Here is a 26,594-nt window from a genome sequence, read left to right on the forward strand (position 1 = left end):
CAGTCGCGTCGGATCAGAGTTCGACGGTGTCGTTGCGGCCCTCGTAGGGCTCACCCGTCACCTTCGACTTCACCAGGCTGACGATCGACGCGACGACCCCGCCCGGGCTGCTCCAGTACTCGCCCGACACGGCGTCGATCTTCAGGAGCGTCACGTTCGGGTCCTCGGGCCCATCGGGGAACCACGCCTCGACGGCGGGCGACCAGTACTCCCGCAGACGCTCGAGGTCATCGACCACCTCGGCGTTGCCGGCCAGCGAGACCCAGGCGTCGTTCGTGCTCAGGGCGACGCCGACCGCGGGCTGCGCGGCGACATGCGCCACGACGGACGAATCGCGACCGACGATGAACCACAGGTCGCCGTCGAACTCGCGGTCCTGCACCGTCAACGGGCGCGCGACGTGCGCCCCCTGTTCGTTCATGGTCGTGACCATCGCGAAGCGGAACTTCGGCAGGAGGTCGATGAGCGTCGCGTGGGGATCCTTCTCGGTGGCCATGGGGCCCTCCTTCGTCTCCGCCCCAGGCTCGCACCGGGCGCGGCCTGCGCGGTCGGGGGTTGACAGCTCGCGGAATTCCGCGTCTCAGGGCGACGGGACGAGGAAGACTGCGTCGAGCAGCCCAGGATTGTGCGCGTGCACCAGCACGCCGAAGACCACGGCGTCGAAAAGCAGGTGGACGGTCACGACGTACGCGAGGGACTTCGTCCGCAGGAAGATGATCGCCTGCAGGAGAGCGAACGGGATCGTCAGCGCCGGCCCCCACGCCCGGTAGCCCAGCTCCCACAGGAACGAGACGAACACGATCGCCTGCAGGACGTTCGCGGTCGCGTCCGCGAAGTGACGCCGCAGCAGCGCGAAGCAGGTGCAGATGAAGAACAGCTCATCCCAGATGCCGACGGCCCCGACCCCGACGAACAGGCGCGCGATGAGGTCAGGGGTGTCGACGACGGGCCAGTTCTCGTAGACGCCCGAGGTGATGAAGTAGAACGGCAGCAGCAGCCATCCGAGCACCAGGACGGCGACGAGCCACGCCCACTGCCACGCCGTCCAGCGGCCGCCTCCCCGCCACGGGAACCGGATCGCATGATCGCGGTAGACGAAGCGCGACACGAGGTACGGCACCAGCACCGCCCCGCCGAGGGCGAGCGTGAACCGGATCATGGCAGCGTTGTCGAGCTCCGCCTTCAGTGGGATGACGCTGACGATCAGCAGGCCGATGGCGATGAGCGAGAGGTCGCGGGTGATCGATGGGTCGGATGCCGCGGCATCCCGTCGTTCGATGATCACCGCGACGGCCAGTCCTGCCGCCAGCAGCGCCCAGCCGAGCCAGGGCGTGAGCAGCACGAAGAACGCGGGCGCCGCCAGGCACACGAGCAGAGCCGGCACGACGCGAACGTCGAGGACGGGACGCGTCCCGCCGCCCGCGCGGACCATCACGCCGACCGGGGACGGCGGCGGTAGGTCAGGTCGCGGATGTCGCGGCCCTTCGCGATTCCCTTGCGCTCGAACGCCGTCATGATGCGGCCGTCGAAGCGGTCCGACCACTCACCCTCGAAGGACGGGGCGAAGTCGGCAGCGTCCGCGAGCACGTCGCGCATCTGCAGCGCGTAGTCCTCCCAGTCGGTCGCCAGCCGCAACGTCCCGCCGTCGCGCAGAGCACGCGCGGCGAGCGCGGGGAACCCGTCGGCGATGAGTCGGCGCTTGTTGTGCTTGGTCTTGTGCCACGGATCCGGGAAGAAGATCCAGACCTCGTCGACGGATGCCTCGGGCAGCAGGTGCTCGAGGACCTCGGGTGCGTTCGCCTCGACGAGCCGGAGGTTCCGAACCCCCTCGCGATCCGCGTCGAGCATCGTGCGGGCGAGTCCCGCGCGGAAGACCTCGACGGCGATGAAGTCGCGCTCCGGCGACTCCCCGGCGGCGTGCACGATCGCATGCCCCTGCCCCGAGCCGATCTCGACGACCAGCGGCGCCTCTCGACCGAACTCCGCGACCGGGTCGATCGTGGAACCGGGACGGATGCTGGTGGCCGCGGCATCCCGTTCCACCTCGAGCAGGTACGTGCTCGACAGATCGTCCCAGGCACGCTCCTGCGCATCGCTCATCCGGCCGCTCCGACGCACGAACGAGACGGGCTTGTCACGGAAGCGCGGCGCGGACTCGGGCGCGTCGGGATCGGGCATGCGACCAGGGTATCCCGCGGCATCCGGGGCCCCCGCGGGCCGGCCTCGGCGTCGCCCGCTCACGAGGTCACGAAATCGATGAGTTCCTCGACGCGGCCGAGGAGGGCGGGGTCGAGGTCGCGGAACGTCGTGACCGACCCCAGGATGCGCTGCCAGTTCTCGGCGATGTCGGTCTGATCCTCCGCCGGCCAGCCGAGGGCGCGGCTGACGCCCTTCTTCCATTCGATGCCTCGCGGAACCTCCGGCCACGCCGTGATCCCGAGGGCTCGGGGCGTCACGCACTGCCACACGTCGATGTACGGGTGTCCGACGATCTTGAGGTGCGCACCGTGCGGGCCGCGGAGGATCTGCTCGGCGATCCGCGTCTCCTTGGACCCCGGGACGAGGTGGTCGACGAGCACCCCGTAACGACGCTCGGCGCTCGGCGGCTCGGTGCAGAGCAGGTCCTCGAGCAGGTCGACGCCCTGCAGGTATTCGACGACGACGCCCTCGATGCGGAGGTCGGCGCCCCACACCTTCTCGACGAGCTCGGCGTCGTGGCGGCCCTCGACGAGGATGCGGGACGCACGGGCGACGCGGGCACGGGCCTGCGGGTCGGCGAACGACCCCGATGCGGTGCGCGTACGTCCGGCGGGCGCCGCGGCGCGCGGCGGGACGAGCTGGACGGGCTTGCCGTCGACGAGGAAGCCGCCGCCGATCGGGAACAGCCGCACGCGGCCGTGTCGGTCCTCGAGCTCGACGTGGCCGGCGGTCACCCCCGTCACCGCGCCGACGAAGTCGTCGAGGGCGACCTCGACGACGAGACCCCTGTCGGCGGGAACGGTCGACACCGTCGGCCGTCCCTTGTCACGCCACCCCGCGGCGAGCACATCGCTGCCGTACCGATCGTCCACACGCACCTCCTGAAACCTCGGGAAGCCTAAGCGAGCAACGCAAAGGGAACGCACAGGCGCTCCGACGGCAACCCGGTATCGAGACATACGGACCGCGGCATAGACTCGCGACGAGCGGTTGCGACCGCCGAGCGACCCACCGAGCGACTCCCGGAGGACTCACCGATGCGATCCCGCCTGACGTCCGTCGTCGCGGCCTCGCTCGCGGTCGCCATCGGCTCTGTCGCCCTCGCCGCACCAGCCGCGGCGACCGAGCCCGTCACACTCGGCGAGAGCCGCGTCTGGGATCAGGTCGACGTCCTGACCGACGCGCAGGAGGCCACCCTCGACGCTCGCCTCGAGCGCCTCACCGACGACACCGGGCTCGACCTCTGGGTCGTCTACGTCGACAGGTTCACCGACCCGACCGGCGCCCAGCAGTGGGCCGAAGACACCGCGAATCTCAACAACCTCGGACCCGACCAGTACCTCCTCGCGATCGCCACCGAGGGGCGCGCCTACTACCTCTCCTCCGACTCGTCGGGGCCTGTCTCGGACGACCGCATCACCGCGATCGAGCAGGAGCGCGTGCTCCCCGCCCTCGATGCGGGTGACTGGCAGGGCGCCGGCGTCGCAGCGGCCGACGGACTCGAGAACACGCGCTCCGGCGGGGGCGGCGGTCTCGTCTGGGTCGTCCTCCTCGTCGTCGCCGCGATCGCCGGGCTCGTCGTCAGGGCGGTCGTCCGGCGCCGCCGCGCGGCGGCCGGCACGAACGCCGGCACGCGACAGGTTCCGCTCGAGGAGCTCGAACGCCAGGCCGGTGCCGCGCTCGTGCAGACCGACGACGCGATGACCACGAGCGCGCAAGAACTCGGCTTCGCCACGGCGGAGTTCGGAAGTGCCGCCACCGCCGAGTTCGAGCAAGCCATCGCGACGGCGCGCACCTCGCTCGAGCGCGCGTTCTCGCTGCAGCAGCAGATGGACGACGAGACGCCCGACTCCCCCGACCAGCGCCGCGCCTGGTACGAGGAGATCCTGAGCCTCTGCCGAAGTGCCGAGGAGACGCTGACCGAGAAGGCGGAGGCCTTCGACGCCCTGCGGGATCTCGCGAAGAACGCTCCGGAAGCCCTCGCCCGCGTGCAGCAGCGCCGGACCGAGGCGGGTGCCCGTCTCGACGGAATCGACGGCCGTCTCAGCGAACTCGAAGCGGCGTACCGCGCCGAGGCCCTCGCCGCCGTCGCCGACAACCCCGTTCAGGCACGCGATCGCCTCAGCTTCGCCGACGCCCGGCTGTCCGAGGCTCAGACCGAGCTCGCGGCAGGCGATGGCGCAGGGGCGGCCGTCGGCATCCGTGCCGCGGAACACGCCGTCGACCAGGCGACCCGTCTGCAGGATGCCGTCGAGAAGCTCGCCGCCGACCTGTCCGCTGCCGAGCAGGAGGGCGCCGCCCTCGTCACCGAACTCGACGCCGACCTGGCGGCCGCCGCCGCAACGCCCGACCCCGAATCGCGTCTCGCACCGGTCATCGCCTCGACACGTCAGAACCTCGACGCCGCGCGCGAAAAACTGACGGGTCAGGCACGCGATCCCCTCTCGGCCGTCGACCTCCTCGAGAAGGCGAACACGGCGATCGACGCCGCCCTCGGCCAGGTGCGCGACGCCCAGCAGCGCGCCGATCGCGCGCGCAGCGTGCTGTCTCAGACGCTGCTGCAGGCGAAGGCACAGGTGTCGGCCGCCGAGGACTTCATCAGCGCCCGGCGAGGGGCCGTCGGAGCGACGGCCCGCACCCGCCTGGCCGAGGCCGGCGCCGCTCTCGTGCAGGCGACCCAGCTGCAGCAGAGCGACCCCGAGCGCGCCCTCGACCTCGCGCACCGCTCCACCGCGCTGGCGGGCGAGGCGATGCAGCGCGCGCAGGGCGACGTCGGATCGTTCGCCGGCGGCGGAAACACTGGCGGCGGGGGCGACTTCGGCGGCATGCTGGGCGGCATCATCCTCGGCTCCCTCCTCGGTGGCGGGGGCGGATCGAGGCGATCCTCCGGCGGATTCGGCGGCGGTTTCGGCGGTTCGTCCTCCCGCCGCAGCGGCGGCTTCGGCGGCGGATCGATCGGGCGTAGCAGCGGCGGCTCCCGCTCCCGCAGGGGAGGCGGTCGCTTCTGATCTTCCGACGCCGGACCTCACAGACCTCGACAGCACGACCTCTCGTATCGAAAGGAAACCCGATGGCAAAGCAGTCCATCTTCGGCCGCATCTCCACTCTCGTGAAGGCGAACATCAACGCCCTCCTCGACTCCGCCGAGGACCCGCAGAAGATGCTCGACCAGCTCGTCCGCGACTACACCAACAACATCGCCGACGCCGAGACCGCCATCGCCGAGACCATCGGCAACCTGCGCCTGCTCGAACGCGACCACGATGAGGACGTGAAGGCCGCGGCCGAGTGGGGCAACAAGGCCATCGCCGCCAGCCGCAAGGCCGACGAGCTGCGCTCCGCCGGCAACACGACGGATGCCGACAAGTTCGACAACCTCGCCAAGATCGCGCTGCAGCGTCAGATCAGCGAGGAGAACGAGGCCCGCGCCATCGCCCCCTCGATCGCCGCGCAGACCGAGGTCGTCGAGAAGCTCAAGGACGGCCTCAACGGCATGAAGCAGAAGCTCGACCAGCTTCGCTCGAAGCGCTCCGAGCTGCTCGCCCGCGCGAAGACGGCCGAGGCGCAGAACAAGGTGCACGACGCCGTGAAGTCGATCGACGTGCTCGATCCCACGAGCGAGCTCGGCCGGTTCGAGGACAAGGTCCGCCGCCAGGAGGCCCTCGCCGCCGGAAAGGCCGAGATCGCCGCCTCGACGATCGACGCCCAGTTCAACCAGCTCGAGGATCTCGGTGAGCTCACCGAGGTCGAGGCGCGCCTGGCCGCGCTGAAGACCGGCGGCAACGCCGGCGCGATCGAGCAGTAAGACCCGCACGCGATACGCGGCGCCGGACCCCGAGGGTCCGGCGCCGCCGTGCTCCCCCGGAGGTGCCCATGACCCGATTCCTCGTCGTCCCGCAGTGGCAGGGTTCGCCGTCCGCCCGCGCCATGCGCCTCATCGACGGCGCCGAGGCGATCGCCGACGACCTGCCGCGCTCCGCCCTCACGCGCGTCGAGGTCCCAGCCGAAGCCGGCGAGGCGGTGGGCACCGGCATCCGTCGCTTCAGCACCCTCATCCGCGTCCGCGACGCCCTCGCCGAGGTCCTCGGCTCCAGTGACGAGCCCGCCGTCGTCATCGGCGGTGACTGCGCGGTCGCGGTTCCGGCGATCGCCGCGGCCGCCGGGCGCCATCCGTCGGTCGCGATCGTGTGGTTCGACGCGCACGGCGACCTGCACACCCCGGAGTCGTCTCCCTCGGGCGCGCTGGCGGGCATGGCGCTGCGCGCCGCGATCGAGGCCGGGCCCTTCGTCGCGACTCCGCTCGTCCCCGCCGCCCGCAGCGTCCTCGTCGGCGCCCGTGACCTCGATGACGCCGAGGCCGCCCTCCTGGAGACCTCCGAGATCGCGACGGTCTCGGCGAGCGCCCTCGCCGACCCTGCCGCTCTCGCGGACGCGGTCGCCGCGACCGGCGCCGACGCCGTCTACGTCCACATCGACCTCGACGTCCTCGACCCGGCGGCCGTCGTGGGAGTCCTCGAGCCGGTGCCCTTCGGTGCGGACCCTGCACACATCACCGCGTCGATCGCCCGACTGCGCGAGCGGATGCCGCTGGTCGGCGCATCGCTGTCGGGCTTCGCCCCCGCGACCCGCGACGCCGCCGTCGAGGATCTCGGTACGATCCTCCGCCTGCTCGGGGCCCTCGCATGAGTCCGGTCCCTCCGGCGGGATGGGAGGCGCGGGCGGAGCGCGCCGTGGCGCGCGGGCGACGGTTCGACCGCTGGATCCCCGGCATCCTGCTCGATTCCCCTCTCAGCCGCCTGGGATACCTCGCCGGGACGGCGTTCGGCTTCGCGTGGGGGACGCTGTGGTCGACGGGCCGCATCGAACGGCGAGCGGGGCTCTGGGTGTTCCGAGGGATGCCGGGGGTCACGTTCGGCCGCGGCGGTGTCTGCGTCGGCGGGTGCTTCCTCACCGGCGACGGCCGCATCGACGACCGCCTGCTGCGCCACGAAGCCGTGCACCGCGAACAGTGGCGGCGCTACGGCATGCTCATGCCCGTCCTCTACCTGCTCGCGGGCCGCAACCCGTTGACGAACCGGTTCGAGATCGAGGCGGGTCTCGCCGACGGACGCTACATCCCCCGCTGACGATCCGTCACGCGACGAGCACTCGACCGAGCTCCGCGGTCTCGGTGATCGTCAGACCGTACGCCTGCAAGTACTCGACGGGGCCGCCGTACCGCAGCCGGAGGTCGTCGAACACGGCGCGCATCGCCTGCGCCGGCGACCGGGTCACGAGATCCTCGAGGTGACGCGCCCTCGGATGCCGCTGCCGGAGATAGTGCAGAACGCCCTCGTTCCGCGCCGTGGGGAGCAGCTCTTCGGTCCGCGCGTAGTCGGCGATGACGGCATCCTCGTCCACGCCGGCGGCCGCGAGGATCAGCGCCACCGAGAGCCCCGTGCGGTCCTTGCCGACGGTGCAGTGCACGAGCACGGGCTGGACCTCGAGCACGGCACGCGCCGCGTCGACCAGCCGCGATGCGGAACCGTCGATGAGAGCGCGGTACACGTCGTCGAGGGACAGGTCGTCGGCGAAGAACGACGACGCCGACCCCGCGAACATGGGCAGATGCACAGTCTCGATCCCGAGGTCGTCGACCTGGGAGGGTTCGAACCGCCGCTCCTCGTCGTCGCGCAGGTCGACGATGCGACGGATGCCGAGGCTCGCCACGCGGTCCCTTCCCGCCGTCGTCAGGTGGCCGAGGTTGCCGGAGCGGAACAGCACGCCGGACCGGGTGCGCCCCTCCCCCGCCGGCAGTCCCCCGACGTCGCGGAAGTTGAAGGCGCCGGGGACGTCGAGGACGCTCACGGAGCCGGCGACGCGGCGCGGCGCTCGGGAACCGGGTAGCGGCCGGCGATCGCGATGCGATTGAACGCGTTGATCGAGACGAGCAGCCAGCTGAGCGCGACGTACTCCTCTTCGGAGAGAATGCCGCCGACGCGGTCGTACACGTCGTCCGAGACGCCGTCGTCATGGATGAAGACGTACGACTCCGTCAGCTCGAGCGCCGCGCGCTCACGCTCGCTGAAGACACCGGACTCGCGCCACACCGGGAGCTGCGCGACGACGTCGACGGTGAGCCCCGCCTTCGCACCCCGATCGGAGTGGACGCGGACACAGTACGCGCAGCCGTTGAGCTGGGATGCGTGGATGAGCGCGAGCTCGCGCAGCCGGGCATCTATCCCCGCCTCGGCTGCGAGATCCCCGACGGTCTTCGCGAACGCTTCGAGGGCGTCGTACGCCGGGCGCGCGGCCCGGGCGAGGTGCACACGGTGGTGATCGCTCATGTCGTCACCCTAGTCGCGGCATCCGCACCCGGCATCGGTCACAATGGGGACCGTGAGCGACGCCGCCTTCGACGAGTTCTCCTTCCTCCCCGCACAGGCGGCTGACATCGGCGTGCCCGTGCCCGCGACGCACCGTGTGACGCACCGCTTGTCCGACGGCCGCGAGATCAGCGCACTCCGCTTCGGCGATCCCGAGGCCGCACCGGAGGTCACCTTCCTGCACGGTGCGGGGCTCAACGCGCACACGTGGGACACGACGATCCTGCACCTGGGCCTGCCCGCACTGGCCCTCGACCTGCCGGGCCACGGCGACTCCTCCTGGCGGGAGGACGCCCGGTACACCGGCGAGAGCATCGCCGCCGACATCGCGCCCGCCGTCCGGGAATGGACGAACGGCCGCCGACAGGTCCTCGTCGGTCACTCGCTCGGAGGCCTCACGGCCGCAGCGCTCGCGGCGCGGCATCCGGACCTCGTCCGCTCGCTCGTCGTCGTCGACATCTCCCCCGGGATCGATCCGAACGGCGCGGCGTCCTCCATCCGGGCGTTCTTCGCCGGTCCGACCGACTGGGCGAACCGTGACGAACTCGTCGCCCGCGCGTTGTCGTTCGGCCTCGGCGGCACACGCGAGGCGGCCACCCGGGGCGTCTTCCTGAACTCGCGCGTCCGCCCCGACGGCCGCGTCGAGTGGAAGCATCACTTCGCCCGCCTCGCGAACCGGCTCGCCGCCGACCCCGACGCGGCGAGCGCGGTCGATGCCGCGCAGCGCGCGGAGGCCGGCGTGCTCTCGTCCGCCGGCTGGGACGACCTCGCCGCCGTCACCGCGCCCCTCACCCTGGTCACGGGAACCCGAGGATTCCTCACCGACGCCGACCGCGCCGAGTTCCTGCGCCGCGTTCCCGGTGCCGGCCACGTCGAGCTCGACACGGCGCACAACGTCCACGAGGAGCGACCCCAGGACCTCGCGGCGCTCGTCCGGTCGACTCATGACGGCCCGTGACCGAACTCCTCGCGCGGGACTCTAGGCTGTAACGCGCACCGAGCACCGCGATGGGCCGGCGTCGACGTCGACGCCCATCGACGCCGAAAGGACCCCCACTCACATGCTTCGCCGCACCGCTTTGGCCGCCACGGCGCTCCTCGCCGCCGGAGCCCTGCTCCTGTCGGGCTGCACCGGCTCGCAGCCGGCTCCCTCCGGATCGGCGGGAACCCCCGACCCCGACGCGACCGTCAACGTTCGCCTCGTGCTCGAGCCCGGCAACCTCGACATCCGCGAGACCGCGGGGTCCGCCCTCGACCAGATCCTGATCGACAACGTGTACCAGGGCCTCGTCTCCCGCACGCCCGACCAGGAGATCGTGCCCGCGCTCGCCAGCGACTACGAGGTCTCGGCCGACAAGCTCACCTACACCTTCACGCTGCGCGAGGGCGTGACCTTCCACGACGGTCAGCCGCTCACCCCGCAGGACGTCGTCTGGTCGCTGACGCAGGTGCGTGACACCCCGACGTACCGCGACTCGGCGCGCCTGGCGAACGTCTCGGACGTCGCCGCCGACGGTCAGAAGATCACGCTGACGCTGAAGGCCCCCGACTCGACCCTGCTCTGGAGCCTGACCGGCCGCGCCGGTCTGATCCTCAAGGAGGGCGACTCCATCGATCGTAAGACCGCGGCCAACGGTACCGGCCCGTTCCGGCTCGCCGACTGGCGGGAAGGCGACAGCATCGTCTTCGAACGGTTCGCCGACTACTGGGGAACCCCGTCGTCCGCCGCCGAGGTCGTCTTCTCGTATGTGAGCGACAACCAGGCCGCGCTCAGCGGCGCCCTCGCCGGCGAGTTCGACGTCCTGAGCGGCTTCGACGCGAACCTGAAGGATCAGGTCGAGGCCACCGGCGACTTCTCGCTCGAACTCGGCGACTCGACCGACAAGGGCACGCTCGCCTTCAACCAGGCCTCGGGCCCGCTGGCCGACGCGCGCGTGCGCAAGGCGATCCGGCAGGCCATCGACAAGAACTCGATCGTCGAGGCTCTCGGCGCGGGGAAGACGATGTACGGTCCGATCCCCTCGCTCGACCCGGGCTACGAAGACCTGTCTACCGTCGCTCCCTTCGACCCCGAGGCCGCACGGCAGCTCCTCGCCGAGGCGGGGGCCGAGAACCTGTCCCTGACTCTCACGATCCCCTCCGCGTACGGCACGACGGTCCCGCAGATCCTCGTCTCGAACCTGCGCGACGTGGGCATCACCCTGAAGGTGACCCCGGTCGAGTTCCCCACCTGGGTCAACGACGTGTACGTGAACAAGGATTACCAGCTGAGCTTCGTCCTCCACACCGAGGCACGCGACTTCGAGAACTGGGCGAACCCCGACTACTACTTCACGTACGACAACCCCGAGGTGCAGAAACTCTACGCCGAGGCCGTCGCCTCGACCGACGACGCAGCCGCCGCCGATCTGCTGACGCAGGCCGCCCGCATCGTCTCCGAGGACGACGCGGCCGACTGGCTCTACAACGGGCAGTCCGTCCTCGCCGTCGCGTCGGACGTCAGCGGGATGCCGACGGTCAACGTGAACGAGCGCCTGAACGTCGCCGAGCTGGCCAAGAGCGAGGGGTGATCCGCTACGCGCTGACGCGACTGGCCCTGCTGGTGCTGGGCCTGTTCGTCGCCAGCGCGCTCATCTTCACCACCCTCCGGATCCTGCCGGGTGACATCGCGCAGCTCATCGCCGGGGTGGGCTCCACCCCGGAACAGCTCGCCGGCATCCGCGAACGGCTGGGACTCGATCGGCCGCTCCCCGTCCAGTACGGCGAGTGGATCGGCGGGGTCCTGACCGGCGACCTCGGGCAGTCCCAGCTCACCGGCACGCCCGTCGTCTCGGAGCTGGTGCAGAAGGCGGAGGTGACGGTGCCCCTCGGCATCCTCTCGTTCGTCATCGCTCTGCTCGTCGCACTCCCCTTCGGCGTGCACGCGGCGGTGCGCCGGCACCGTCCGGACGGCGTCGCCGTGTCGGTCGGCGCGCAGGCTCTCGCCGCCGTGCCCGTCGTGTGGGCGGGCATGATGCTCGTCGTCGTCTTCGCGGTGTCCCTGGGGTGGCTGCCGGCGCAGGGGTTCCCTCGCGCGGGCTGGGCGGACCCTGCGGCGGCCTTGCGTGCACTGATCCTTCCCGCCGTCACCATCGGCGTCGTGGAGGGCGCCGTGCTGCTGCGGTTCGTCCGCTCGGCGACCCTGCAGGCGATGGGCCAGGACTTCGTGCGGACCGCCGCCGCGAAGGGCCTCACGCGCACGCAGGCGCTCCTTCGTCACGGGCTCCCGAGCGTCGGCCTGTCGGTCATCACGGTGCTGGGCGTCCAGGTCGCCGGGATCATGGTCGGCGCCGTCGTCATCGAGCAGCTGTTCAGCCTGCCCGGGATCGGGCGGATGCTCGTCGAGGACACCGGCAACCGCGACCTCGTCAAGGTGCAGGGCGAACTCCTCGTCCTCACGGGTCTCGTCCTCGTCATCGGGTTCGTCGTCGACCTCGTGCACCGCGTCCTCGATCCGCGCCAGCGAGAGGCCGAGTGATGCGACGACTGCAGTGGGTGAGGCGCGTCTGGGCGTCGGGGACCGGCCGGTTCGGGCTCATCGTGGTCCTCGTGATCGCCGCGACGGCGCTCGTCTCCCTGTCCTGGACCCCCTTCGACCCGCAACGGGTCGACATCGCGAACCGCTGGGCGGGGCCGGGCGCCGCGCACCTGCTCGGGACCGACGGATCGGGACGCGACATCCTGAGCCTCCTGATGGCGGGGGCTCGAACGACGGTGCTCGTCGCCGTGGGAGCGGGTGTCATCGCGACCGTCATCGGACTCGTGCTCGCCGCCCTCGGCGCGCTCACGCCACGACCCGTCCGCGAGGGGGTCACGGTGATCGTGGACATCCTCATCGCCTTCCCGGTGCTGCTGATCGCGATGATGATCTCGGCGGTGTGGGGCGGATCGCTGCTCGTCGTCATCGTGTCGGTCGGCATCGGGTTCGGTGTCAACATCGCCCGCGTCACCCGTCCCGAGCTGCGTCGCATCCTCCGGAGCGACTTCGTCCTCGCCGGGCGCGCCTCGGGGCTGACCCCGACGCAGAACCTCTGGCGCCACCTGCTCCCGAACGTCGCCCCCGTCTTCATCGTGCAGTTGTCGTGGGGCATGGCCGTCGCGGTGCTCGCCGAGGCCGGTCTCTCGTACCTCGGGTTCGGCGCGCCGCTGACCCAGCCGTCCTGGGGACTGCTCCTGGCCGACCTGCAGCGCTTCATCAGCGTCCATCCGATGTCGGTTCTCTGGCCGGGTCTCGCCATCACGCTGACCGTCCTCGGCTTCAACCTCCTCGGCGACGCGCTCCGCGACGCCACGGATCCCACCCTGTCCCGCGGCTCGGCACCGCGCGGCGCCGAACCTCCCGCGGCGGTGACGGCATGACGCTCTCGCTCTCCGGACTCACGATCGACATCGCCGGTCGTCGCGTCGTCGACGGGATCGACCTCGAGGTCGGCGACGCCGCGCGCGTGGGCCTGATCGGCGAGTCCGGATCCGGCAAATCCCTGACGGCCCTCGCGATCCTCGGCCTGCTCCCCGACGGCGCCCGGGTCGGCGGCAGCGTCCGCTGGGACGGCCGGGAGCTGATCGGGATGCCGGATCGCGACCTCGCGCGGCTGCGCGGCGACGAGATCGGCATGGTGTTCCAGGAGCCCCAGACAGCGCTCAACCCCATCCGGACGGTGGGCCGGCAGATCGCCGAGTCGATCCGCATCCATCAGCGCGGCATCTCGCGCGCCGAGGCGTGGGCGCGGGCCATCGACGAGGCGCGTCGGGTGAGACTCCCCGACCCCGAGGCCATCGTCCGCCGCTACCCGCACCAGCTCTCGGGCGGGCAGCGGCAGCGCGTCGCCATCGCGATGGCCCTCGCCTGCCGTCCTCGGCTCCTGATCGCGGACGAACCGACCACCGCGCTCGACGTCACGATCCAGGCCGAGATCCTCGACCTGCTCCACCACCTCGTCGACGAGGACGGGATGTCGCTCGTGTTCATCACGCACGACCTCGCCGTGCTGTCCCAGATCGCGACCGATGCCGTCGTCCTCGACACCGGCCGCGTCGTCGAGTCGGGGCCGCTCCGGACCCTCCTGCGCTCCCCCGCGTCCCCCGTCACCCAGGCACTGCTCCGCGACGCGACCGCCACCCTCTGGCGACCGGGAGGCCGCGCATGAGCGAACTGATGCGAGCGCGCGGACTGACGCGCAGACACCGGATGCCGCGGTCCCGACCGTTCGAGCCGGCTCGGTGGACGACCGCCCTCGACGACGTCGACGTCGACGTCCGCGCAGGCAACGCCCTCGGGATCATCGGCGAGTCGGGCTCGGGCAAGTCGACGCTCGTGCGCCTGCTCCTGGGTCTCGATGTACCGAGCGCCGGAACCGTCGAGTTCGACGGACGTCCCGTCGACGGGTCGGCGTCGGCCCGCTCGCTCCACTGGCTGCGCCGGCGCACCGGCATCGTCTTCCAGGACCCGTACGGGTCGCTCGATCCTCGGATGAGCGTCGGGCGCATCGTCGCAGAGCCTCTCTCCGCACTCGAGATCGCCGGCGACCACCGTGCGCGCGTCCGCGAGGTGCTGAGCGACGTGGGCCTGCCCGTTGATGCCGCGGAGCGGTTCCCGCACGAGTTCTCGGGCGGTCAGCGTCAGCGGATCGCTCTCGCTCGCGCGCTCGTCCACCGCCCCGACGTCCTCGTCGGGGACGAGCCGCTGTCCGCCCTCGACGTGACGGTCCGGGCGCAGATCCTCGACCTCATCCGCGAGCTGCGCCGGCGGGACGGCCTCACGCTCGTCATGGTCTCGCATGACATCGGGGTGGTGCAGAACCTTTGCGACGACGTCGTCGTCATGACCGAGGGCCGCGTCGTCGAGGAGGGCCCGACCGAGAAGGTGCTGCTCGAACCGCAGGTCGCCTACACGCGCCGGCTGCTCGCCTCGATCCCGGTCATCGACCCGCGGGACCGGTAACGAGACGTCACGCTGTCGGCGGCGGGCGCTAGCGTGGCGACATGCACGCCATCGTCCCGCCGTACCTGCTCGCCCGTCTCGCGGCCGCTCCGGCCGAACGATTCCCGCACGCCGTCGCCGCCGCCCGCGCGACCCTGGCGGTCCCCCGCGCCTACGCGCCGATGCGCGGCCACCTCGATCTGTCGGTCGAAGGGGACTCGCTCGTCGTCTCGGCCGCTCCTGATCCCGACCGGCTCATCTCCGACGCCGAGAACCGCGAGGAACTGCCGGGCCGGCCCGCCCGCGCCGAGGGGGCGGACGCGACCGGCGACGCGGCGGTCGACGAGGCCTATGACGGCCTCGGCGCGACGTTCGCGTTCCTGTGGGAGGCCTTCGAGCGCGTCGGTCTCGACGGACGCAGCGGCTCGCTCGCCGCCACGGTCCACTACGGTCGCGCCTACGACAACGCGTTCTGGGACGGCGAGCGCATGGTGTTCGGCGACGGCGACGGCGAGGTGTTCGCCGGTTTCACCCGCTCGCTCAGCGTCATCGCGCACGAGTTGGGCCACGGTGTCATCGAATCGGCCGGCGGCCTGGATTACTCGGGTCAGTCCGGCGCGCTCAACGAGTCGATCGCCGACGTGTTCGGTGCGCTCACCGATCAGCACCACAAGGGACAGACAGCGGATGCCGCCACCTGGCTCGTCGGCGCCGAGATCTTCACCGACGCGGTCACGGGCTCCGCCCTCCGCTCCCTCGCCGCCCCCGGCACCGCGTATGACGACGACGTGCTCGGCAGGGACCCGCAGCCCTCGCACATGCGCGATTTCGTCGAGACCTCTGGTGACAACGGCGGAGTGCACATCAATTCCGGCATCCCGAACAAGGCATTCCACCTCGTTGCGACCGCTCTCGGCGGCTACGCCTGGGAGCGCGCCGGTCGCATCTGGTACCTCACCCTCGTCTCGGGCACCCTCTCCGCCGCCGCCACCTTCGCGCAGTTCGCCTCCGCCACTGCCGAGACGGCGGCGCGGGAGTACGGTGAAGACTCTGAGGAGGCCGTCGCCGTCCGCACCGCGTGGGCGAGCGTCGGAGTCGTGGAGGATGCTGCACCCCGTTGATCCGCTGACGATCGTCGTCGTCCGCACCGGCGGATTCGCCGGACTCCGTCGCGCGTGGCGCGTCGAGGTCGCGGGGACCGACGCGGAGGCCTGGCTGCCGCTCGTCGACGCGTGCCCGTGGGAGGAACCCCCGGCATCCGCTCCCGGCGCGGACCGATTCTCGTGGGAGGTCGCGGCCATCCACGGCGACGCGGATCGCCGAGCGGTCGTGGTCGATGCCACCGGTCCCTGGCGCGCGCTCATCGACCGCGTACAGGCCGACGGTGCGGCCGTGCGTCCCGCCGACCTCAGCGAGAACGCAGGCGGGTGAGGAGCGTGTCCTTCTTCTTCGGGTTCAGGTGCTTCTGCAGGTAGATCGTGCCGAGCGAGCGCCCGAACTTGAAGCCCACCTTGCCCATGCGGCCGACCTCGACGAAACCCAGCCGCTCGTGCAGGGCGAGGGAGGCTTCGGCTCCCTTGTCGCTGACGACGGCGACCATCTCGCGGATGCCCTTCTCCTCGCACGCGGCGATGAGCCCCTCCAAGAGGGCCCGGCCGAGGCCCTTTCCTGTCGCGGCCTGTCCCAGATAGATCGAGTTCTCGACGGTGTAGCGGAACCCGCTCTTGCCCGCCCACGGCGAGACGAGACCGTAGCCGAGGATCTGCCCGGTCGGCGACACCGCGACGAGGAACGGCAGACCGAGCTTCGAGAGATAGTCGAACTTCTCGACCCACTGCTTGTGGGACCATCGCTTCTCGTCGAAGGTGACGACCGAGTTCGCCACGTAGTGGTTGTAGATCTCGCGCACGTCGGCCATATCGGTGCGGACGGCGGGGCGCAGTTCGAACGAGAACTCCCGCTCGGGTTCGGGACGACGACGGAGGTGACGGGGAAGGCGGCGGCGATCGCGCTCGTATTCGTCCTCCAGCATGCCGCCAGCATACGGCTCAGTCGGGCAGTCGCCAGTCGACGGGAGAGGCCCCCTGCGCCTCGAGCAGCGCGTTCACCCGCGAGAAGGGTCGCGAGCCGAAGAAGCCGCGCCGCGCCGACAGCGGGGACGGATGCGCCGACTCGACGCGCGGGGTGTCACCGAGCATCGGGACGAGGCTCGCGGCATCCTTGCCCCAGAGCACGGCCACGAGCGGTTCGGGGCGGGCGACGAGTGTCGAGATGGCGTGCGCCGTGACGCGCTCCCACCCCCAGCCGCGGTGCGAGCCGGCCTCACCGGGCGCGACGGTCAGGACGCGGTTGAGCAGCATGACGCCCTGCTCCGTCCACGCCGACAGGTCGCCGTGCGACGCCGGAGGGATGCCGAGATCGCTCGACAGCTCGGCGTAGATGTTGCCGAGGCTCCGCGGCAACGGACGCACGTGCCGGTCGACGGCGAACGAGAGACCGATCGGATGCCCCGGGGTGGGGTAGGGGTCCTGGCCGACGATGAGCACCCGCACCGCGGAGAGCGGGCGCGTGAACGCGCGCAGCACGTGATCACCGGCGGGCAGGTAGCCGCGCTCGTCGGCGCGCAGCCGGTCCCCCAGCGCCGCGATGTCGGAGGCGACGGGGGCGAGCGCCTCGGCCCACTCGGGGTGTATCAGCCCGCCGGCGGCGAGCTCGTCGAGCGACCGACCGCTCATGCTCCCGCGGACAGGCCCGCGTCCTCTTCGGCGACGGAGCCGCGGAACGACCAGGGGAAGTCGATCCAGAGATCCGTCTCACGCCACGAGTAGTCGGGCGACGCGACGGAGCCGGGCTTCGTGTAGATGCAGACCGAGCGGACGTCGGCACCGGCGTCCCGGATCAGCTGCACCGCGAGGGCGAGGGTCCGGCCGCTGTCGGCCACGTCATCGACCAGGAGGACGCGCTTGCCGTCGAGGGCGCCGAGGTCGAGATCGGGAGGCAGGATCTCGGGCGCATCGAGCACCGTCCCGATCCCCGTGTAGAACTCGACGTTGAGCGCCCCGCAGCTCTTGACTCCGAGGCCGTACGCGACCGCCCCCGCCGGCAGCAGGCCGCCTCGAGCGATCGCGACGACGATGTCGGGCGCGAAGCCGTCCGCGACGATGCCTCGCGCCAGGTCGCGGGTCGCCCCGCCGAAATCATCCCAGGTCAACGTCTCGCGTTCGGCGGCCACCGGCATCCCTTCGTCCATGGATCCTCAGACTACGACCTGCGGGACGGCGGCCCGCTCCAGCGCTAGGCTCGCGCTCGTGACCGGGATCCCGCCCTCCTCCGCACCGTTGCTGCGCTCGTCCGCCCTGCGTTCCTCCGCCGCGGGGATCACGGCGGGACTCATCGGGTGGTTCATCGTCGTCGAGATCGTCAGCGGCATTCTGCAGGGGTTCTACGTCCCCCTGTTCAGCGACATCGTCATCCACCTCGGGATCCGGGATGCGGACGTGAACTGGTTCGAGGCGGGTCAGCTCCTGCTGAGTGCCCTCGTCGTCCCGATCCTCGCCAAGCTCGGCGACATGTTCGGGCACAAGCGCATCCTGCTCGTCGCCGCGGTCCTGACCGCCCTCGCCTCGTGGGGACTCGTCCTCGCGGACTCGTTCTGGACGTTCCTCCTGTTCTGGTCGCTCCAAGGCTTCTACGTCGTGTGGCTGCCCCTCGAGGTCGCCCTGATCTTCGAGCGCGGCAGGCAGCAGAACCGCGGCGTCTCCCTTACCCGCCGCGCGGCGGGGCTGCTCGTCGTCGGGCTCGAAGCGGGGGCCATCGTCGGCGCCCTCGCGGCCGGACGCATCTACGCGGCGACCGGCGACCTCGCCCTCACCCTCATGGCGCCCGCTATCGCCGTCTCCCTCGTCGTGGTGGTCATCTGGCTGTGGGTGCCCGAGTCCACCCCGAGCGGCGAACGGCGCCTCGACACCGTCGGGGTGATCCTCCTCGCCTGGGGGCTGCTGCTCGTGACCGGAGCCCTCGCGTGGATGAGGCTCATCGGGGAGCTCGGGCTCGGCGCGGGGACCTGGCTCGGCGTCGCCGCACTGTTCCTGCTCGGCGTCGGCGTGCTCGTGTGGTTCGTTCGTCACGAGCTGAGGCACCGGCATCCCGTCATCGACATGCGCGTCCTCGCCCGGCCGGACATGTGGCCCGTCCAAGCCACCGCGTTCCTCATCGGAATCAGCCTGCTCGGAGCCCAGGGACCGCTCTCGACCTACGCGGGGACGGACTCGTCCCTGGGCTACGGTCTGGGCCTCGACGCCACCGAACGCTCCTACGTGATCGGGCTGTACCTCGTCTCGCTCATCGTGGGTGCGGTGCTGTTCGCGATCACGTCGCGGCGCATGCGTCCCCGCGTCGCGCTCATCGCCGCGGCCGCGCTCGTCGGCGTCGGCTACGCCCTGTTCCTGCCGTTCCACGTGGAGGTCTGGCAGGTGCTGCTGAACCTCTCGATCGCAGGCATCGGATGCGGCGCCCTGGTAGGAGCGATGCCGGCAGCCGCCGCCGCGGCCGCACCGTTCGGCAAGACGGGCGAGGCATCGGGGATGACGAACACGACGAAGACGATCGGCGGCGCGTTCTCGTCCGCCGTCTTCGGCGTCGTGCTCGCCGCGGGCGCCGGTGCCGTCGCCGGGCAGACGGCCAGTTCGCTCGGCGGCTACCTCACCGTGTGGGCCGTCTGCGCGGCCGGCGGGTTCCTCGCCGCTCTCCTGCTGCTCCTCGTCCCGAAGGTCGCGTTCGCGGACGCGCCCCCTGCAGGCTGACGCGGCTCAGCTCTCGACCGTGCGCGGACGCAGCGGCCCGCGGGCCAGCAGGTGCTGCGCCGACTGCGCGACCGGACGCATCGTGATGAGGTCGAGGTTGACGTGGCCGGGGGCGTTCAGCGCGTACGCGATGACATCAGCGACATCCGCGGCCACCAGCGGCTGATCGACGCCGTCGTAGACCTTCTCGGCAGCCGCGCGGTCGCCGCCGAGACGGTTGAGCGAGAACTCCTCGGTGTGCACCATGCCGGGTGCGACCTCGACGACGCGGATCGGCTCGCCGTTCAGCTCGAGGCGCAGGGCGTGCACGAGCATCGCCTCGCCCGCCTTCGCCGCGTTGTACCCGGCCCCGCCGGGGTAGGCGGTCTGAGCGGCGGTCGAGGTGACGTAGACGGCGTCGGCGTGACCATCGGCATCGGCCGCACGGCGCAGGTGCGGCAGGAGGGCGGAGGTCACGAGCTGCGCCGACAGCACATTGACCTCGAACATCCAGCGCCAGTCGTCCGGGTCGCCGTCCTCGACGCGCTGGGTTCCGCGCGCACCGCCGGCGACGTGGACGAGAGCGTGGACCGGTCCGGTGTCCTCCAGGTGCGCGGCGAGCGCTTCGACATCCGCCTCGCTCGCGAGGTCTGCGGCGTAGGACCGGGACCCGACCTCGGCGTCGAGGGCCTCCAGCCGGGCCGCGCGACGGGCGACGCCGACGACGTCCCACCCACTCTCGCGGAGCGCACGGACGACCGCTTCACCGATCCCCGAGCTCGCACCGGTCACCACTGCACGTCGATTCGCCATGCGCTCAACGGTAGTGACTCACGGGGCGCCGGCGGACCACGGCAGGTTACGCTCCGTGTCCCCTTCCGTTGTCCTCCCGCGGCGCGGCTCGTAACGTCGGTGTCGGGCCCGCGGCATCCGTCGCCGCAGACCACCCACCCGACCACCCACGCAGGGAGCCATGTCATGTCCGCACCCGAGAACTGGCGCTTCGAGACCAAGCAGATCCACACCGGCGCCGCTCCGGACCCGGTGACGAAGGCCCGCGCCACGCCGATCTACCAGACGACGTCGTACGTCTTCGACAACGCCGACCACGCCGCGAACCTGTTCGCCCTCGCCGAGTTCGGCAACATCTACACGCGCATCCAGAACCCGACGCAGGATGTGCTCGAGCAGCGCCTCGCGGGCCTGGAGGGAGGCACCGGCGCCCTCCTCGTCTCGTCCGGCCAGGCGGCCTCGACCTTCGCCATCCTCAACATCGCACAGGCGGGCGACCACATCGTCTCGTCGAGCTCGATCTACGGCGGCACCTACAACCTCTTCAAGTACACGCTCGCCAAGCTCGGCATCGAGACGACGTTCGTCGAGAACCAGGACGACGCCGAAGAATGGCGCCGTGCGGTCCGCCCGAACACGAAGCTCTTCTTCGCCGAGACGATCGGCAATCCGCAGATCAACGTCCTCGACATCCGGACGGTCGCCGACGTCGCCCACGCCTCCGGTGTGCCGCTCATCGTCGACAACACCATCGCGACCCCGTACCTGATCCGCCCGTTCGAGCACGGCGCCGACATCGTCGTCCACTCGGTGACCAAGTTCCTCGGCGGCCACGGCACGACCATCGGCGGCGTCATCGTCGACGGCGGCTCGTTCCCCTGGTCGGAGCACTCCGAGCGCTTCCCCGGCCTGACCACGCCCGACGAGTCGTACCACGGCGCCGTCTACACCGCAGCGGTCGGCGACGCCCTCGCCTACATCATCAAGGCGCGCGTGCAGCTGCTTCGCGACCTCGGCTCCGCGATCTCGCCGCAGAGCGCGTGGAACCTCATCCAGGGCGTCGAGACGCTGTCGCTGCGCATCGAGCGTCACGTGCAGAACGCGCAGGAGATCGCGGAGTGGCTCGAGAACCACCCCGACGTCGCCTCGGTGAACTACTCGGGCCTTCCGACCTCGCCCTGGTACGCCGCGGCGAACCGCTACGCCCCGAAGGGTGTAGGCGCGGTCCTGTCGTTCGAGCTGAAGGGCGGTGTCTCCGCCGGCCGCGAGTTCGTCAACGCGCTGAGCCTGTTCAGCCACCTCGCGAACATCGGCGACGTCCGCTCGCTCGTCATCCACCCGGCGTCCACGACCCACTCGCAGCTGACACCGGAGCAGCAGCTCACCTCGGGCGTCACCCCGGGTCTCGTCCGCCTGTCGGTGGGCCTCGAGAACATCGAAGACCTGAAGGCCGACCTCGACCAGGCCCTCGCCGCCGCGCGCCGCCACTCCGAGGCCGCGCGCGCCTGACCTCCCCTCCTCAGGAGAACGACACCCCGTCCGGGCCACCGCGGCGGGGTGTCGCGCGTCCGGCCCGATACGCTCGAGGGAAGACGATGAAACGCTACGGACCTCTTCACGCTGTGCCTGACGGGCTCGCGATCGGCGATCCCGGTCGACGTCACCTCGTCCTCGGCGTGGACACCATCAGTCACCGAGATGGACCCGCCGTGACGCAGCAGGTCGAGTGGACCGAGATCCGGGGTGCCACCCTGGACCTGAGGACCACACGGTTCCCGTTCCCCGCCGCGTTCTCGGGCCTGTGGAGTTCCGTCCTGGTCATGATCACGCAGACCGACCCGGACCTCGACCTGGCGCCCGGCACCGCCGTGCTCACGACGGACCACGGGTCACTGCGCCTGGATCTGGACCGGCACCACCCCGGCGGTTACTGGCATCCCATCGTGTCGAGGACCCAGCTGCTCATGGACCGTCTGGTCGAGGATGCCGCGTCCCGCCCGCTGCTGCGTCAGTCGAACGCTGTGCTGGACTCGATCGTCTCCTCGGTCCGCCGCGCGCGGGTCGCCTAGCGATCCGCGCGACGGAGCAGTGCTCGCCGCTTGCGGTGGAGCCGCCACCAGCTGAACGAGCTCCGCGCCTGGATACGGCCGAGCTCCACCAGACTCGGGAGCCCTCGAGAGGCCAACTCGCGCGAGATCGCATCGGAGTCGTCCGTGCCCCCATGCGCCTCGATGACGGCATGCGCCTGCGTAACGCGTTCGCTCGACAGCGGGTGCGCCGCGATCTGAGAATCGACCTTCGCGATCCTCCGTGCCAGCTCCTCAGGTTGCACGGCGATCACTTGCCCAGTGCGCAGGCGAGCGCGGCCGCGCCGAGGCCACCCCAGATCGTGCCGGTGGCGAAGGCCTGCGTGATCTGCGGTCCCTTGAGCCCGAGGCCCAGAAGGCACTTGAACACCCACGGAGCGATCCAGATCGGATCCGCCACCACCGGGTAGGCGACCCCCGCCGCGCGGTGATCGACGACCTGAATGAGCGTGGAGCCCTCGATCTCGTAGTGCGTCGCGACAGGGTCGCCGTCCGTGTCGAGTGCCCAGGCATCCGCGACCACGGCGAGGACAGTGCCGTCAGCGGCGACGACCGCGGCGCCGTCCTCGGTCGATCGCAACGACTCGCCGACGCCGAGGTCGACGTCGTACTCGAGATGCTCCGGCGCGTCGGCGGAAGTGATCGTCGTCAGCATCTGCACACCCGCGTCACCGACGATCACAGAATTGGTCAGGGACTCACCCGGGTAGGTCACCGCCCCACCCTGGAGGAGGACGGCATCGCCCGCCGCGTCCGCCTCGGGAAGATCGATCGTCAAGGGCGACCGCCCGGGAGAGTGTATAGACACCCCGTCCGTCAACCGCGACGGGACACCGATGGTGCCCTGGCTGGTCTGCACCGTCCCGGTCCCGGCTCCATCGGATGCAGCAAGGAGCAGTGACTCATCCAGATTCGCCAGTGATTGCGCAGCGACGGCGATCGAGGCCGCGTCGACCTCGTCGTCCGCCGATGCGATGGAGGGGGATGCCACGATGGTCGACGCCAGGAGCGCTGTAACCATCGTGAGGGAGGCGGTGCGGCGCCAGGAACGTGTCATCAGGGTCTCTTCCGGTGGAGCGATCAGGTCACAGAATGGTGATCTCCCCGACGCTAACGACGGGTCCGAAGGTCCCGCGCCCGCCTTTCGGCGGAAACTTTCGAAGGTGTCCGTGCCCCCGTAACACTGCGCTGACCCTCCCCATCGGCCGGGAGAATAGTCGTATGGACTGGCAGACCTCGGAAGACACGGTGCCCTCGGCTCCGGTGACCGAGGCAGACGCCCGGTCGCTCCTCGGGCGCCCACCGGCGACCGGCGCCTGGCGTGACGGCGACCCGATCGGGGAGCGCAGGTTCGCGCGGTTCGGCGCGTTCACCACCGAGAGCGGGGCGAGCCTCCCCGGCATCCGTCTCGCCTACGAGACGTGGGGCGAACTCTCCCCCGCCCGCGACAACGCCGTTCTGATCCTTCACGCCCTCACCGGCGACAGCCACGTGCGCGGCGACGCCGTCCCCGGTCACGCGACCGACGGCTGGTGGGGAGATATCGTGGGCCCCGGAAGGGCCATCGACACCGACCGCTGGTTCGTCGTGGCGCCGAACATGCTGGGCGGATGCCAGGGGTCGACCGGTCCCGCGAGCATCGCCCCGGACGGCTACGAGTGGGCCTCCCGCTTCCCGTTCCTCACGATCCGCGACCAGGTCGCCGCACAGGTCATGCTGGCGGACGCCCTCGGCATCGACGTCTGGGCGGGAGTGATCGGCGGATCGATGGGCGGCATGCACGCCCTGGAGTGGGCGGTCGGGCACCCGGAGCGGGTCGAGCGTCTCGGCGTGCTGTGCTCGCCGCCGACGACGACGGCCGACCAGGTCGCACTGAACTCCGTCCAGCTCGCGGCGATCCAGATGGATCCGCGCTTCGCGGGCGGCAACTACTACGACGCTCCCGACGGCGACGGCCCCCACCGGGGGCTCTCGCTCGCGCGACGCATGGCGCTTCTGAACTACCGCACCCCGACGGAGCTGAACCAGCGCTTCCAGCGGTCCTGGCAGTCCGACAAGAGCCCCTTCGGCGAAGGCGGTCGCTACGCCGTCGAGAGCTACCTCGACTTCCACGGCAACCGCTTCACCCGTCGGTTCGACGCGAACTCCTACCTGACCCTCGTCGAGGCGATGAACTCGCACGACGTCGGGCGCGACCGGGGCGGCGTCGAGGAGGCCCTCGCCCGGGTGACGGCGCGCACCCTCGTGCTCGGGGTCGACAGCGACCGCCTGTTCCCTGTGGAGGGGCAGCACCGCATCAGCCGCGGCATCCGCACCACCATCCATGACGACACGGTCGTCCTCTCGAGCGACTTCGGTCACGACGGCTTCCTCATCGAGACCGAACCCGTCGGACGCCACCTTCGACGCCTGCTCGAGAGCTGACGTCCGACTACCGCGGCGCGAGATCCGGGGAGATCCGCGTGCCGAACGTGTGGCGCAGCGCCGACCGCGCCGCATGCCACCCGGCCAGGCCGTGCACACCGGGCCCCGGACTCGTCGACGCCGAGCACAGGTAGACCCCGTCGAGCGGCGTGCGCCACGGCTCACGCGACACGACCGGCCGTTTGAGCAGCTGCCAGAGGGCGGGAGCCCCCGCCGCGATGTCCCCGCCGGGGTAGTTCGGGTTCTCGGTTTCGACCTCGACCGCGTTCCGCGAATTCATGCCGACGATCAGGTCGCGGAAGCCGGGCGCGAACCGCTCGATCTGCCGGATGACGGCGTCGGCGCGATCGGCGGTGCTCCCCGAGGGGACGTGCGTGTACGTCCAGAGCACATGAGCTCCGGCGGGGGCGCGCGACGAATCGAACCCCGACGGCTGCGCGACCAGCACGTAGGGAGCGTCGGGAAGTCCGCCGCGGGAGATGAGGTTCTCGGATGCCGCCATCTCGGCGCGCGTGCCGCCGACGTGGACGGTGCCGGCCGAGCGGACCTCCTCGTTCGCCCACGGGACGGGACCCGAGAGGGCGAAGTCGACCTTCGCGACCGCGCCGCCGTAGCGGAAGCGCTCGAGGGCACCGCGGTAGCCGGCGGGAACGGCGTCGCCCGCGATCCGGAGGAAATCGCGCGGGACGACATCGAGCAGGACGGCCTTCGCGTCGGGCAACTCCCGCAGCGACTCGACCTCTTGGTCGGTGACGATCTCGCCGCCGTGCTCGCGCAGGTCGTCGGCCATGGCGTCGACGATGCTCTGACTGCCGCCGATCGGGATCGGCCACCCGCGCGCATGCCCGTAGGTCGAGAGTGCGAGTCCCGCTCCCGCCGCCGCCAGGCTCGGGAGCGACAGGATCGTGTGCGCGGCGACACCGGTGAGCAGGGCCGGAGCGGCATCCTCAGCGAAGCGCGCGTTCCACAGCCCGCTCCCCTGTTCGAGAGCCCGCAGACCGAACCACACGGCGGCGGCCGGGTCGGCGGGTACGCGCAGCAGCGGGTGACCGGTGAAGTCCGAGACGCCGGACGCCCGCTCCACGAGCGGGCGCATCAGGCGCGCGTACGCGTCGCCGTCGCGGCCGAGGCTCTCGGCGGTGCGGTCGAGATCGCGGTAAGCGATCGCGGCGCGGCCGCCGTCGAGGGGCTGGGCGAACGAGGCGTCGGGGACGGCGAAGTCGACGCGCCTCCCCAGCCCGAACTCGCGGAAGAAGCGGCTCTCGAAGGCGAGCGGGTGCACGGCCGAGCAGACGTCGTGCAGGTAGCCGGGGAGGGTCATCTCCATCGTGCGCGCGCCGCCGCCGATGGTGCCGCCCTTCTCGTACACACGCACGCTGAGACCGGCACGGGCGAGGGTGACGGCCGCCGCGAGCCCGTTCGGCCCCGCGCCGACCACGATCGCGTCGAGGTCGCTCATTCTCCGACGCCCTCGTCCTCGGCGGTGGTCTCATCGGTCGGGCGCGCGGCGCGGCCCTCGGCGAGGTAGGCGAGGCGGTGGAGGGTCTCTGCGTTCCGCAGCTGCAGCGCGATGTCGAGGAGCGCGGGCGGGATGAGGCTCCCGGGTCCCGCGACGGCCTCCTCCTGGATGCGGACGACGGCACCGTCGCGGTGCGGCCTGACCTGGATGTCGACCTGCGCCTCGCCCATCGGCCACCCCTTCGCACGGAGGAGGAGGTGACGCGGCGGGTCGTACGCCAGCACCTCGGTCTCGTCGTCGATCAGGGCCGGCCACACGCCGAACGAGTGGTGCAGGTGCGAACCGACCTCGGGCCAGGTCTCGGCGACTTCGCGCATCCGGGACGCGCCGACGACCCACGACGGGAAGAGCCACCCGTCGGCGAGCACGGCGAAGACGTCGTCAGGGGTGCAGGCGAACACGCGCGAGTTGCGGGACATGCCTCCGACGCTAGCGACTGAGGCCGAGCGTCACGGACGGGGTTGCGCC

General features: G+C 71.1%; 29 protein-coding genes. 16 read left to right on the forward strand and 13 right to left on the reverse strand.

What is annotated here, in order from left to right; all coding sequences use genetic code 11:
• Positions 1-13: 13 nt before the first annotated feature.
• The 4 genes from QE428_RS01005 to QE428_RS01020 all read right to left on the reverse strand — a co-directional run bounded on the left by QE428_RS01005 (position 14) and on the right by QE428_RS01020 (position 3,071).
• The gene (locus QE428_RS01005; protein ID WP_091355655.1) at positions 14-496 is read right to left on the reverse strand and encodes a pyridoxamine 5'-phosphate oxidase family protein; all 483 of its coding nucleotides are present in this window, start codon (positions 494-496) and stop codon (positions 14-16) included.
• Between the two features lie 84 nt (positions 497-580).
• Positions 581-1,432 (reverse strand): CPBP family intramembrane glutamic endopeptidase, encoded by an 852-nt coding sequence (locus QE428_RS01010; RefSeq protein ID WP_307470585.1) that lies wholly within the window; start codon positions 1,430-1,432, stop codon positions 581-583.
• Complete coding sequence (trmB, locus tag QE428_RS01015; RefSeq protein ID WP_133400109.1) at positions 1,432-2,178, reverse strand: tRNA (guanosine(46)-N7)-methyltransferase TrmB; 747 nt, start codon at positions 2,176-2,178, stop codon at positions 1,432-1,434. The genes QE428_RS01010 and trmB overlap by 1 nt, the downstream gene beginning before the upstream one ends.
• Before the next feature lie 59 nt (positions 2,179-2,237).
• Positions 2,238-3,071 (reverse strand): DUF3097 family protein, encoded by an 834-nt coding sequence (locus tag QE428_RS01020; RefSeq protein ID WP_307462150.1) that lies wholly within the window; start codon positions 3,069-3,071, stop codon positions 2,238-2,240.
• A gap of 165 nt (positions 3,072-3,236) precedes the next feature.
• Between QE428_RS01020 and QE428_RS01025 the strand changes: the two genes are divergently transcribed.
• From QE428_RS01025 to QE428_RS01040, 4 genes are all read left to right on the forward strand, one after another.
• The gene (locus tag QE428_RS01025) at positions 3,237-5,207 is read left to right on the forward strand and encodes a TPM domain-containing protein (protein WP_307462153.1); all 1,971 of its coding nucleotides are present in this window, start codon (positions 3,237-3,239) and stop codon (positions 5,205-5,207) included.
• A gap of 62 nt (positions 5,208-5,269) precedes the next feature.
• Positions 5,270-6,004, forward strand: a complete 735-nt coding sequence (locus tag QE428_RS01030; RefSeq protein WP_065569950.1) for a PspA/IM30 family protein — start codon at positions 5,270-5,272, stop codon at positions 6,002-6,004.
• Positions 6,005-6,072: 68 nt separating this feature from the next.
• Entirely contained in the window at positions 6,073-6,885 is an 813-nt protein-coding gene (locus QE428_RS01035; RefSeq protein WP_307462156.1) for an arginase family protein, read from the forward strand.
• Entirely contained in the window at positions 6,882-7,325 is a 444-nt protein-coding gene (locus QE428_RS01040; RefSeq protein ID WP_091355673.1) for a Fe-S oxidoreductase, read from the forward strand. Before QE428_RS01035 ends, QE428_RS01040 begins: the two co-directional genes overlap by 4 nt.
• A 7-nt stretch (positions 7,326-7,332) precedes the next feature.
• Here the strand turns inward: QE428_RS01040 and QE428_RS01045 are convergent, their stop codons facing one another.
• Positions 7,333-8,046, reverse strand: coding sequence for a tyrosine-protein phosphatase (locus tag QE428_RS01045; RefSeq protein WP_307462160.1), 714 nt, complete (start codon positions 8,044-8,046; stop codon positions 7,333-7,335).
• Complete coding sequence (locus tag QE428_RS01050; protein ID WP_091355680.1) at positions 8,043-8,525, reverse strand: carboxymuconolactone decarboxylase family protein; 483 nt, start codon at positions 8,523-8,525, stop codon at positions 8,043-8,045. The genes QE428_RS01045 and QE428_RS01050 overlap by 4 nt, the downstream gene beginning before the upstream one ends.
• A 43-nt stretch (positions 8,526-8,568) precedes the next feature.
• On the opposite strand from QE428_RS01050, the gene QE428_RS01055 reads away from it, so the two are divergent.
• From QE428_RS01055 to QE428_RS01090, 8 genes are all read left to right on the forward strand, one after another.
• On the forward strand, positions 8,569-9,522 hold the full coding sequence (locus tag QE428_RS01055) for an alpha/beta fold hydrolase (protein WP_307462166.1): 954 nt from the start codon (positions 8,569-8,571) through the stop codon (positions 9,520-9,522).
• Positions 9,523-9,625: 103 nt separating this feature from the next.
• The gene (locus QE428_RS01060; RefSeq protein WP_307462168.1) at positions 9,626-11,134 is read left to right on the forward strand and encodes an ABC transporter substrate-binding protein; all 1,509 of its coding nucleotides are present in this window, start codon (positions 9,626-9,628) and stop codon (positions 11,132-11,134) included.
• Positions 11,131-12,081 (forward strand): ABC transporter permease, encoded by a 951-nt coding sequence (locus tag QE428_RS01065; RefSeq protein ID WP_307462171.1) that lies wholly within the window; start codon positions 11,131-11,133, stop codon positions 12,079-12,081. Before QE428_RS01060 ends, QE428_RS01065 begins: the two co-directional genes overlap by 4 nt.
• A complete protein-coding gene (locus QE428_RS01070) occupies positions 12,081-12,962 on the forward strand; it encodes an ABC transporter permease (RefSeq protein ID WP_307462174.1) in 882 nt (293 codons plus the stop codon). The genes QE428_RS01065 and QE428_RS01070 overlap by 1 nt, the downstream gene beginning before the upstream one ends.
• Positions 12,959-13,750, forward strand: a complete 792-nt coding sequence (locus QE428_RS01075) for an ABC transporter ATP-binding protein (RefSeq protein ID WP_307462178.1) — start codon at positions 12,959-12,961, stop codon at positions 13,748-13,750. Before QE428_RS01070 ends, QE428_RS01075 begins: the two co-directional genes overlap by 4 nt.
• Complete coding sequence (locus tag QE428_RS01080) at positions 13,747-14,544, forward strand: ABC transporter ATP-binding protein (RefSeq protein WP_240741364.1); 798 nt, start codon at positions 13,747-13,749, stop codon at positions 14,542-14,544. The genes QE428_RS01075 and QE428_RS01080 overlap by 4 nt, the downstream gene beginning before the upstream one ends.
• Before the next feature lie 41 nt (positions 14,545-14,585).
• Complete coding sequence (locus tag QE428_RS01085) at positions 14,586-15,644, forward strand: M4 family metallopeptidase (RefSeq protein ID WP_307462182.1); 1,059 nt, start codon at positions 14,586-14,588, stop codon at positions 15,642-15,644.
• Positions 15,628-15,954 carry a protealysin inhibitor emfourin gene (locus QE428_RS01090; protein WP_307462185.1) on the forward strand — a complete coding sequence of 109 codons (327 nt, stop codon included), beginning with the start codon at positions 15,628-15,630 and terminating at the stop codon, positions 15,952-15,954. Before QE428_RS01085 ends, QE428_RS01090 begins: the two co-directional genes overlap by 17 nt.
• Here the strand turns inward: QE428_RS01090 and QE428_RS01095 are convergent.
• The 3 genes from QE428_RS01095 to QE428_RS01105 are packed head-to-tail and all read right to left on the reverse strand — an operon-like array spanning position 15,932 to position 17,773.
• The gene (locus QE428_RS01095; RefSeq protein WP_091355711.1) at positions 15,932-16,555 is read right to left on the reverse strand and encodes a GNAT family N-acetyltransferase; all 624 of its coding nucleotides are present in this window, start codon (positions 16,553-16,555) and stop codon (positions 15,932-15,934) included. The two genes, QE428_RS01090 and QE428_RS01095, sit on opposite strands and share 23 nt — an antisense overlap.
• Before the next feature lie 16 nt (positions 16,556-16,571).
• Entirely contained in the window at positions 16,572-17,258 is a 687-nt protein-coding gene (locus tag QE428_RS01100; RefSeq protein WP_307462192.1) for a uracil-DNA glycosylase, read from the reverse strand.
• Complete coding sequence (locus QE428_RS01105; RefSeq protein ID WP_307462196.1) at positions 17,255-17,773, reverse strand: phosphoribosyltransferase; 519 nt, start codon at positions 17,771-17,773, stop codon at positions 17,255-17,257. The genes QE428_RS01100 and QE428_RS01105 overlap by 4 nt, the downstream gene beginning before the upstream one ends.
• A gap of 106 nt (positions 17,774-17,879) precedes the next feature.
• Between QE428_RS01105 and QE428_RS01110 the strand changes: the two genes are divergently transcribed.
• Positions 17,880-19,325, forward strand: coding sequence for an MFS transporter (locus QE428_RS01110; RefSeq protein ID WP_307470587.1), 1,446 nt, complete (start codon positions 17,880-17,882; stop codon positions 19,323-19,325).
• A 6-nt stretch (positions 19,326-19,331) separates the two neighbouring features.
• Here QE428_RS01110 and QE428_RS01115 read toward each other — a convergent pair whose 3' ends face one another.
• Positions 19,332-20,117, reverse strand: coding sequence for an SDR family oxidoreductase (locus tag QE428_RS01115; RefSeq protein ID WP_205803098.1), 786 nt, complete (start codon positions 20,115-20,117; stop codon positions 19,332-19,334).
• 165 nt (positions 20,118-20,282) lie between these two features.
• Between QE428_RS01115 and QE428_RS01120 the strand changes: the two genes are divergently transcribed.
• The gene (locus QE428_RS01120; protein ID WP_091355720.1) at positions 20,283-21,605 is read left to right on the forward strand and encodes a bifunctional o-acetylhomoserine/o-acetylserine sulfhydrylase; all 1,323 of its coding nucleotides are present in this window, start codon (positions 20,283-20,285) and stop codon (positions 21,603-21,605) included.
• Positions 21,606-21,691: 86 nt separating this feature from the next.
• Positions 21,692-22,165, forward strand: a complete 474-nt coding sequence (locus tag QE428_RS01125; RefSeq protein ID WP_307462204.1) for a hypothetical protein — start codon at positions 21,692-21,694, stop codon at positions 22,163-22,165.
• Between the two features lie 268 nt (positions 22,166-22,433).
• On the opposite strand, the gene QE428_RS01130 is transcribed toward QE428_RS01125, so the two are convergent.
• Positions 22,434-23,240 (reverse strand): hypothetical protein, encoded by an 807-nt coding sequence (locus tag QE428_RS01130; RefSeq protein ID WP_307462208.1) that lies wholly within the window; start codon positions 23,238-23,240, stop codon positions 22,434-22,436.
• Between the two features lie 164 nt (positions 23,241-23,404).
• Between QE428_RS01130 and QE428_RS01135 the strand changes: the two genes are divergently transcribed.
• Positions 23,405-24,607 (forward strand): homoserine O-acetyltransferase, encoded by a 1,203-nt coding sequence (locus QE428_RS01135; RefSeq protein WP_307462211.1) that lies wholly within the window; start codon positions 23,405-23,407, stop codon positions 24,605-24,607.
• A gap of 7 nt (positions 24,608-24,614) precedes the next feature.
• Here the strand turns inward: QE428_RS01135 and QE428_RS01140 are convergent, their stop codons facing one another.
• The gene (locus tag QE428_RS01140; protein WP_307462213.1) at positions 24,615-26,066 is read right to left on the reverse strand and encodes an NAD(P)/FAD-dependent oxidoreductase; all 1,452 of its coding nucleotides are present in this window, start codon (positions 26,064-26,066) and stop codon (positions 24,615-24,617) included.
• Positions 26,063-26,545 carry an SRPBCC family protein gene (locus QE428_RS01145; protein ID WP_091355738.1) on the reverse strand — a complete coding sequence of 161 codons (483 nt, stop codon included), beginning with the start codon at positions 26,543-26,545 and terminating at the stop codon, positions 26,063-26,065. The genes QE428_RS01140 and QE428_RS01145 overlap by 4 nt, the downstream gene beginning before the upstream one ends.
• Positions 26,546-26,594 lie beyond the last annotated feature (49 nt).

This window comes from Microbacterium sp. SORGH_AS_0505 (assembly GCF_030818715.1).
In the GTDB taxonomy this organism is placed as follows: domain Bacteria; phylum Actinomycetota; class Actinomycetes; order Actinomycetales; family Microbacteriaceae; genus Microbacterium.

Coding starts and splice junctions, on each gene's coding strand:
- QE428_RS01005 (WP_091355655.1), bottom strand. CDS start 496: ATGGCCACCGAGAAGGATCCCCACGCGACGCTCATCGACCTCCTGCCG.
- QE428_RS01010 (WP_307470585.1), bottom strand. CDS start 1,432: ATGGTCCGCGCGGGCGGCGGGACGCGTCCCGTCCTCGACGTTCGCGTC.
- trmB (WP_133400109.1), bottom strand. CDS start 2,178: ATGCCCGATCCCGACGCGCCCGAGTCCGCGCCGCGCTTCCGTGACAAG.
- QE428_RS01025 (WP_307462153.1), top strand. CDS start 3,237: ATGCGATCCCGCCTGACGTCCGTCGTCGCGGCCTCGCTCGCGGTCGCC.
- QE428_RS01030 (WP_065569950.1), top strand. CDS start 5,270: ATGGCAAAGCAGTCCATCTTCGGCCGCATCTCCACTCTCGTGAAGGCG.
- QE428_RS01035 (WP_307462156.1), top strand. CDS start 6,073: ATGACCCGATTCCTCGTCGTCCCGCAGTGGCAGGGTTCGCCGTCCGCC.
- QE428_RS01040 (WP_091355673.1), top strand. CDS start 6,882: ATGAGTCCGGTCCCTCCGGCGGGATGGGAGGCGCGGGCGGAGCGCGCC.
- QE428_RS01050 (WP_091355680.1), bottom strand. CDS start 8,525: ATGAGCGATCACCACCGTGTGCACCTCGCCCGGGCCGCGCGCCCGGCG.
- QE428_RS01055 (WP_307462166.1), top strand. CDS start 8,569: ATGGGGACCGTGAGCGACGCCGCCTTCGACGAGTTCTCCTTCCTCCCC.
- QE428_RS01060 (WP_307462168.1), top strand. CDS start 9,626: ATGCTTCGCCGCACCGCTTTGGCCGCCACGGCGCTCCTCGCCGCCGGA.
- QE428_RS01070 (WP_307462174.1), top strand. CDS start 12,081: ATGCGACGACTGCAGTGGGTGAGGCGCGTCTGGGCGTCGGGGACCGGC.
- QE428_RS01075 (WP_307462178.1), top strand. CDS start 12,959: ATGACGCTCTCGCTCTCCGGACTCACGATCGACATCGCCGGTCGTCGC.
- QE428_RS01080 (WP_240741364.1), top strand. CDS start 13,747: ATGAGCGAACTGATGCGAGCGCGCGGACTGACGCGCAGACACCGGATG.
- QE428_RS01085 (WP_307462182.1), top strand. CDS start 14,586: ATGCACGCCATCGTCCCGCCGTACCTGCTCGCCCGTCTCGCGGCCGCT.
- QE428_RS01090 (WP_307462185.1), top strand. CDS start 15,628: ATGCTGCACCCCGTTGATCCGCTGACGATCGTCGTCGTCCGCACCGGC.
- QE428_RS01095 (WP_091355711.1), bottom strand. CDS start 16,555: ATGCTGGAGGACGAATACGAGCGCGATCGCCGCCGCCTTCCCCGTCAC.
- QE428_RS01100 (WP_307462192.1), bottom strand. CDS start 17,258: ATGAGCGGTCGGTCGCTCGACGAGCTCGCCGCCGGCGGGCTGATACAC.
- QE428_RS01105 (WP_307462196.1), bottom strand. CDS start 17,773: ATGGACGAAGGGATGCCGGTGGCCGCCGAACGCGAGACGTTGACCTGG.
- QE428_RS01115 (WP_205803098.1), bottom strand. CDS start 20,117: ATGGCGAATCGACGTGCAGTGGTGACCGGTGCGAGCTCGGGGATCGGT.
- QE428_RS01120 (WP_091355720.1), top strand. CDS start 20,283: ATGTCCGCACCCGAGAACTGGCGCTTCGAGACCAAGCAGATCCACACC.
- QE428_RS01125 (WP_307462204.1), top strand. CDS start 21,692: ATGAAACGCTACGGACCTCTTCACGCTGTGCCTGACGGGCTCGCGATC.
- QE428_RS01130 (WP_307462208.1), bottom strand. CDS start 23,240: ATGACACGTTCCTGGCGCCGCACCGCCTCCCTCACGATGGTTACAGCG.
- QE428_RS01135 (WP_307462211.1), top strand. CDS start 23,405: ATGGACTGGCAGACCTCGGAAGACACGGTGCCCTCGGCTCCGGTGACC.
- QE428_RS01140 (WP_307462213.1), bottom strand. CDS start 26,066: ATGAGCGACCTCGACGCGATCGTGGTCGGCGCGGGGCCGAACGGGCTC.
- QE428_RS01145 (WP_091355738.1), bottom strand. CDS start 26,545: ATGTCCCGCAACTCGCGCGTGTTCGCCTGCACCCCTGACGACGTCTTC.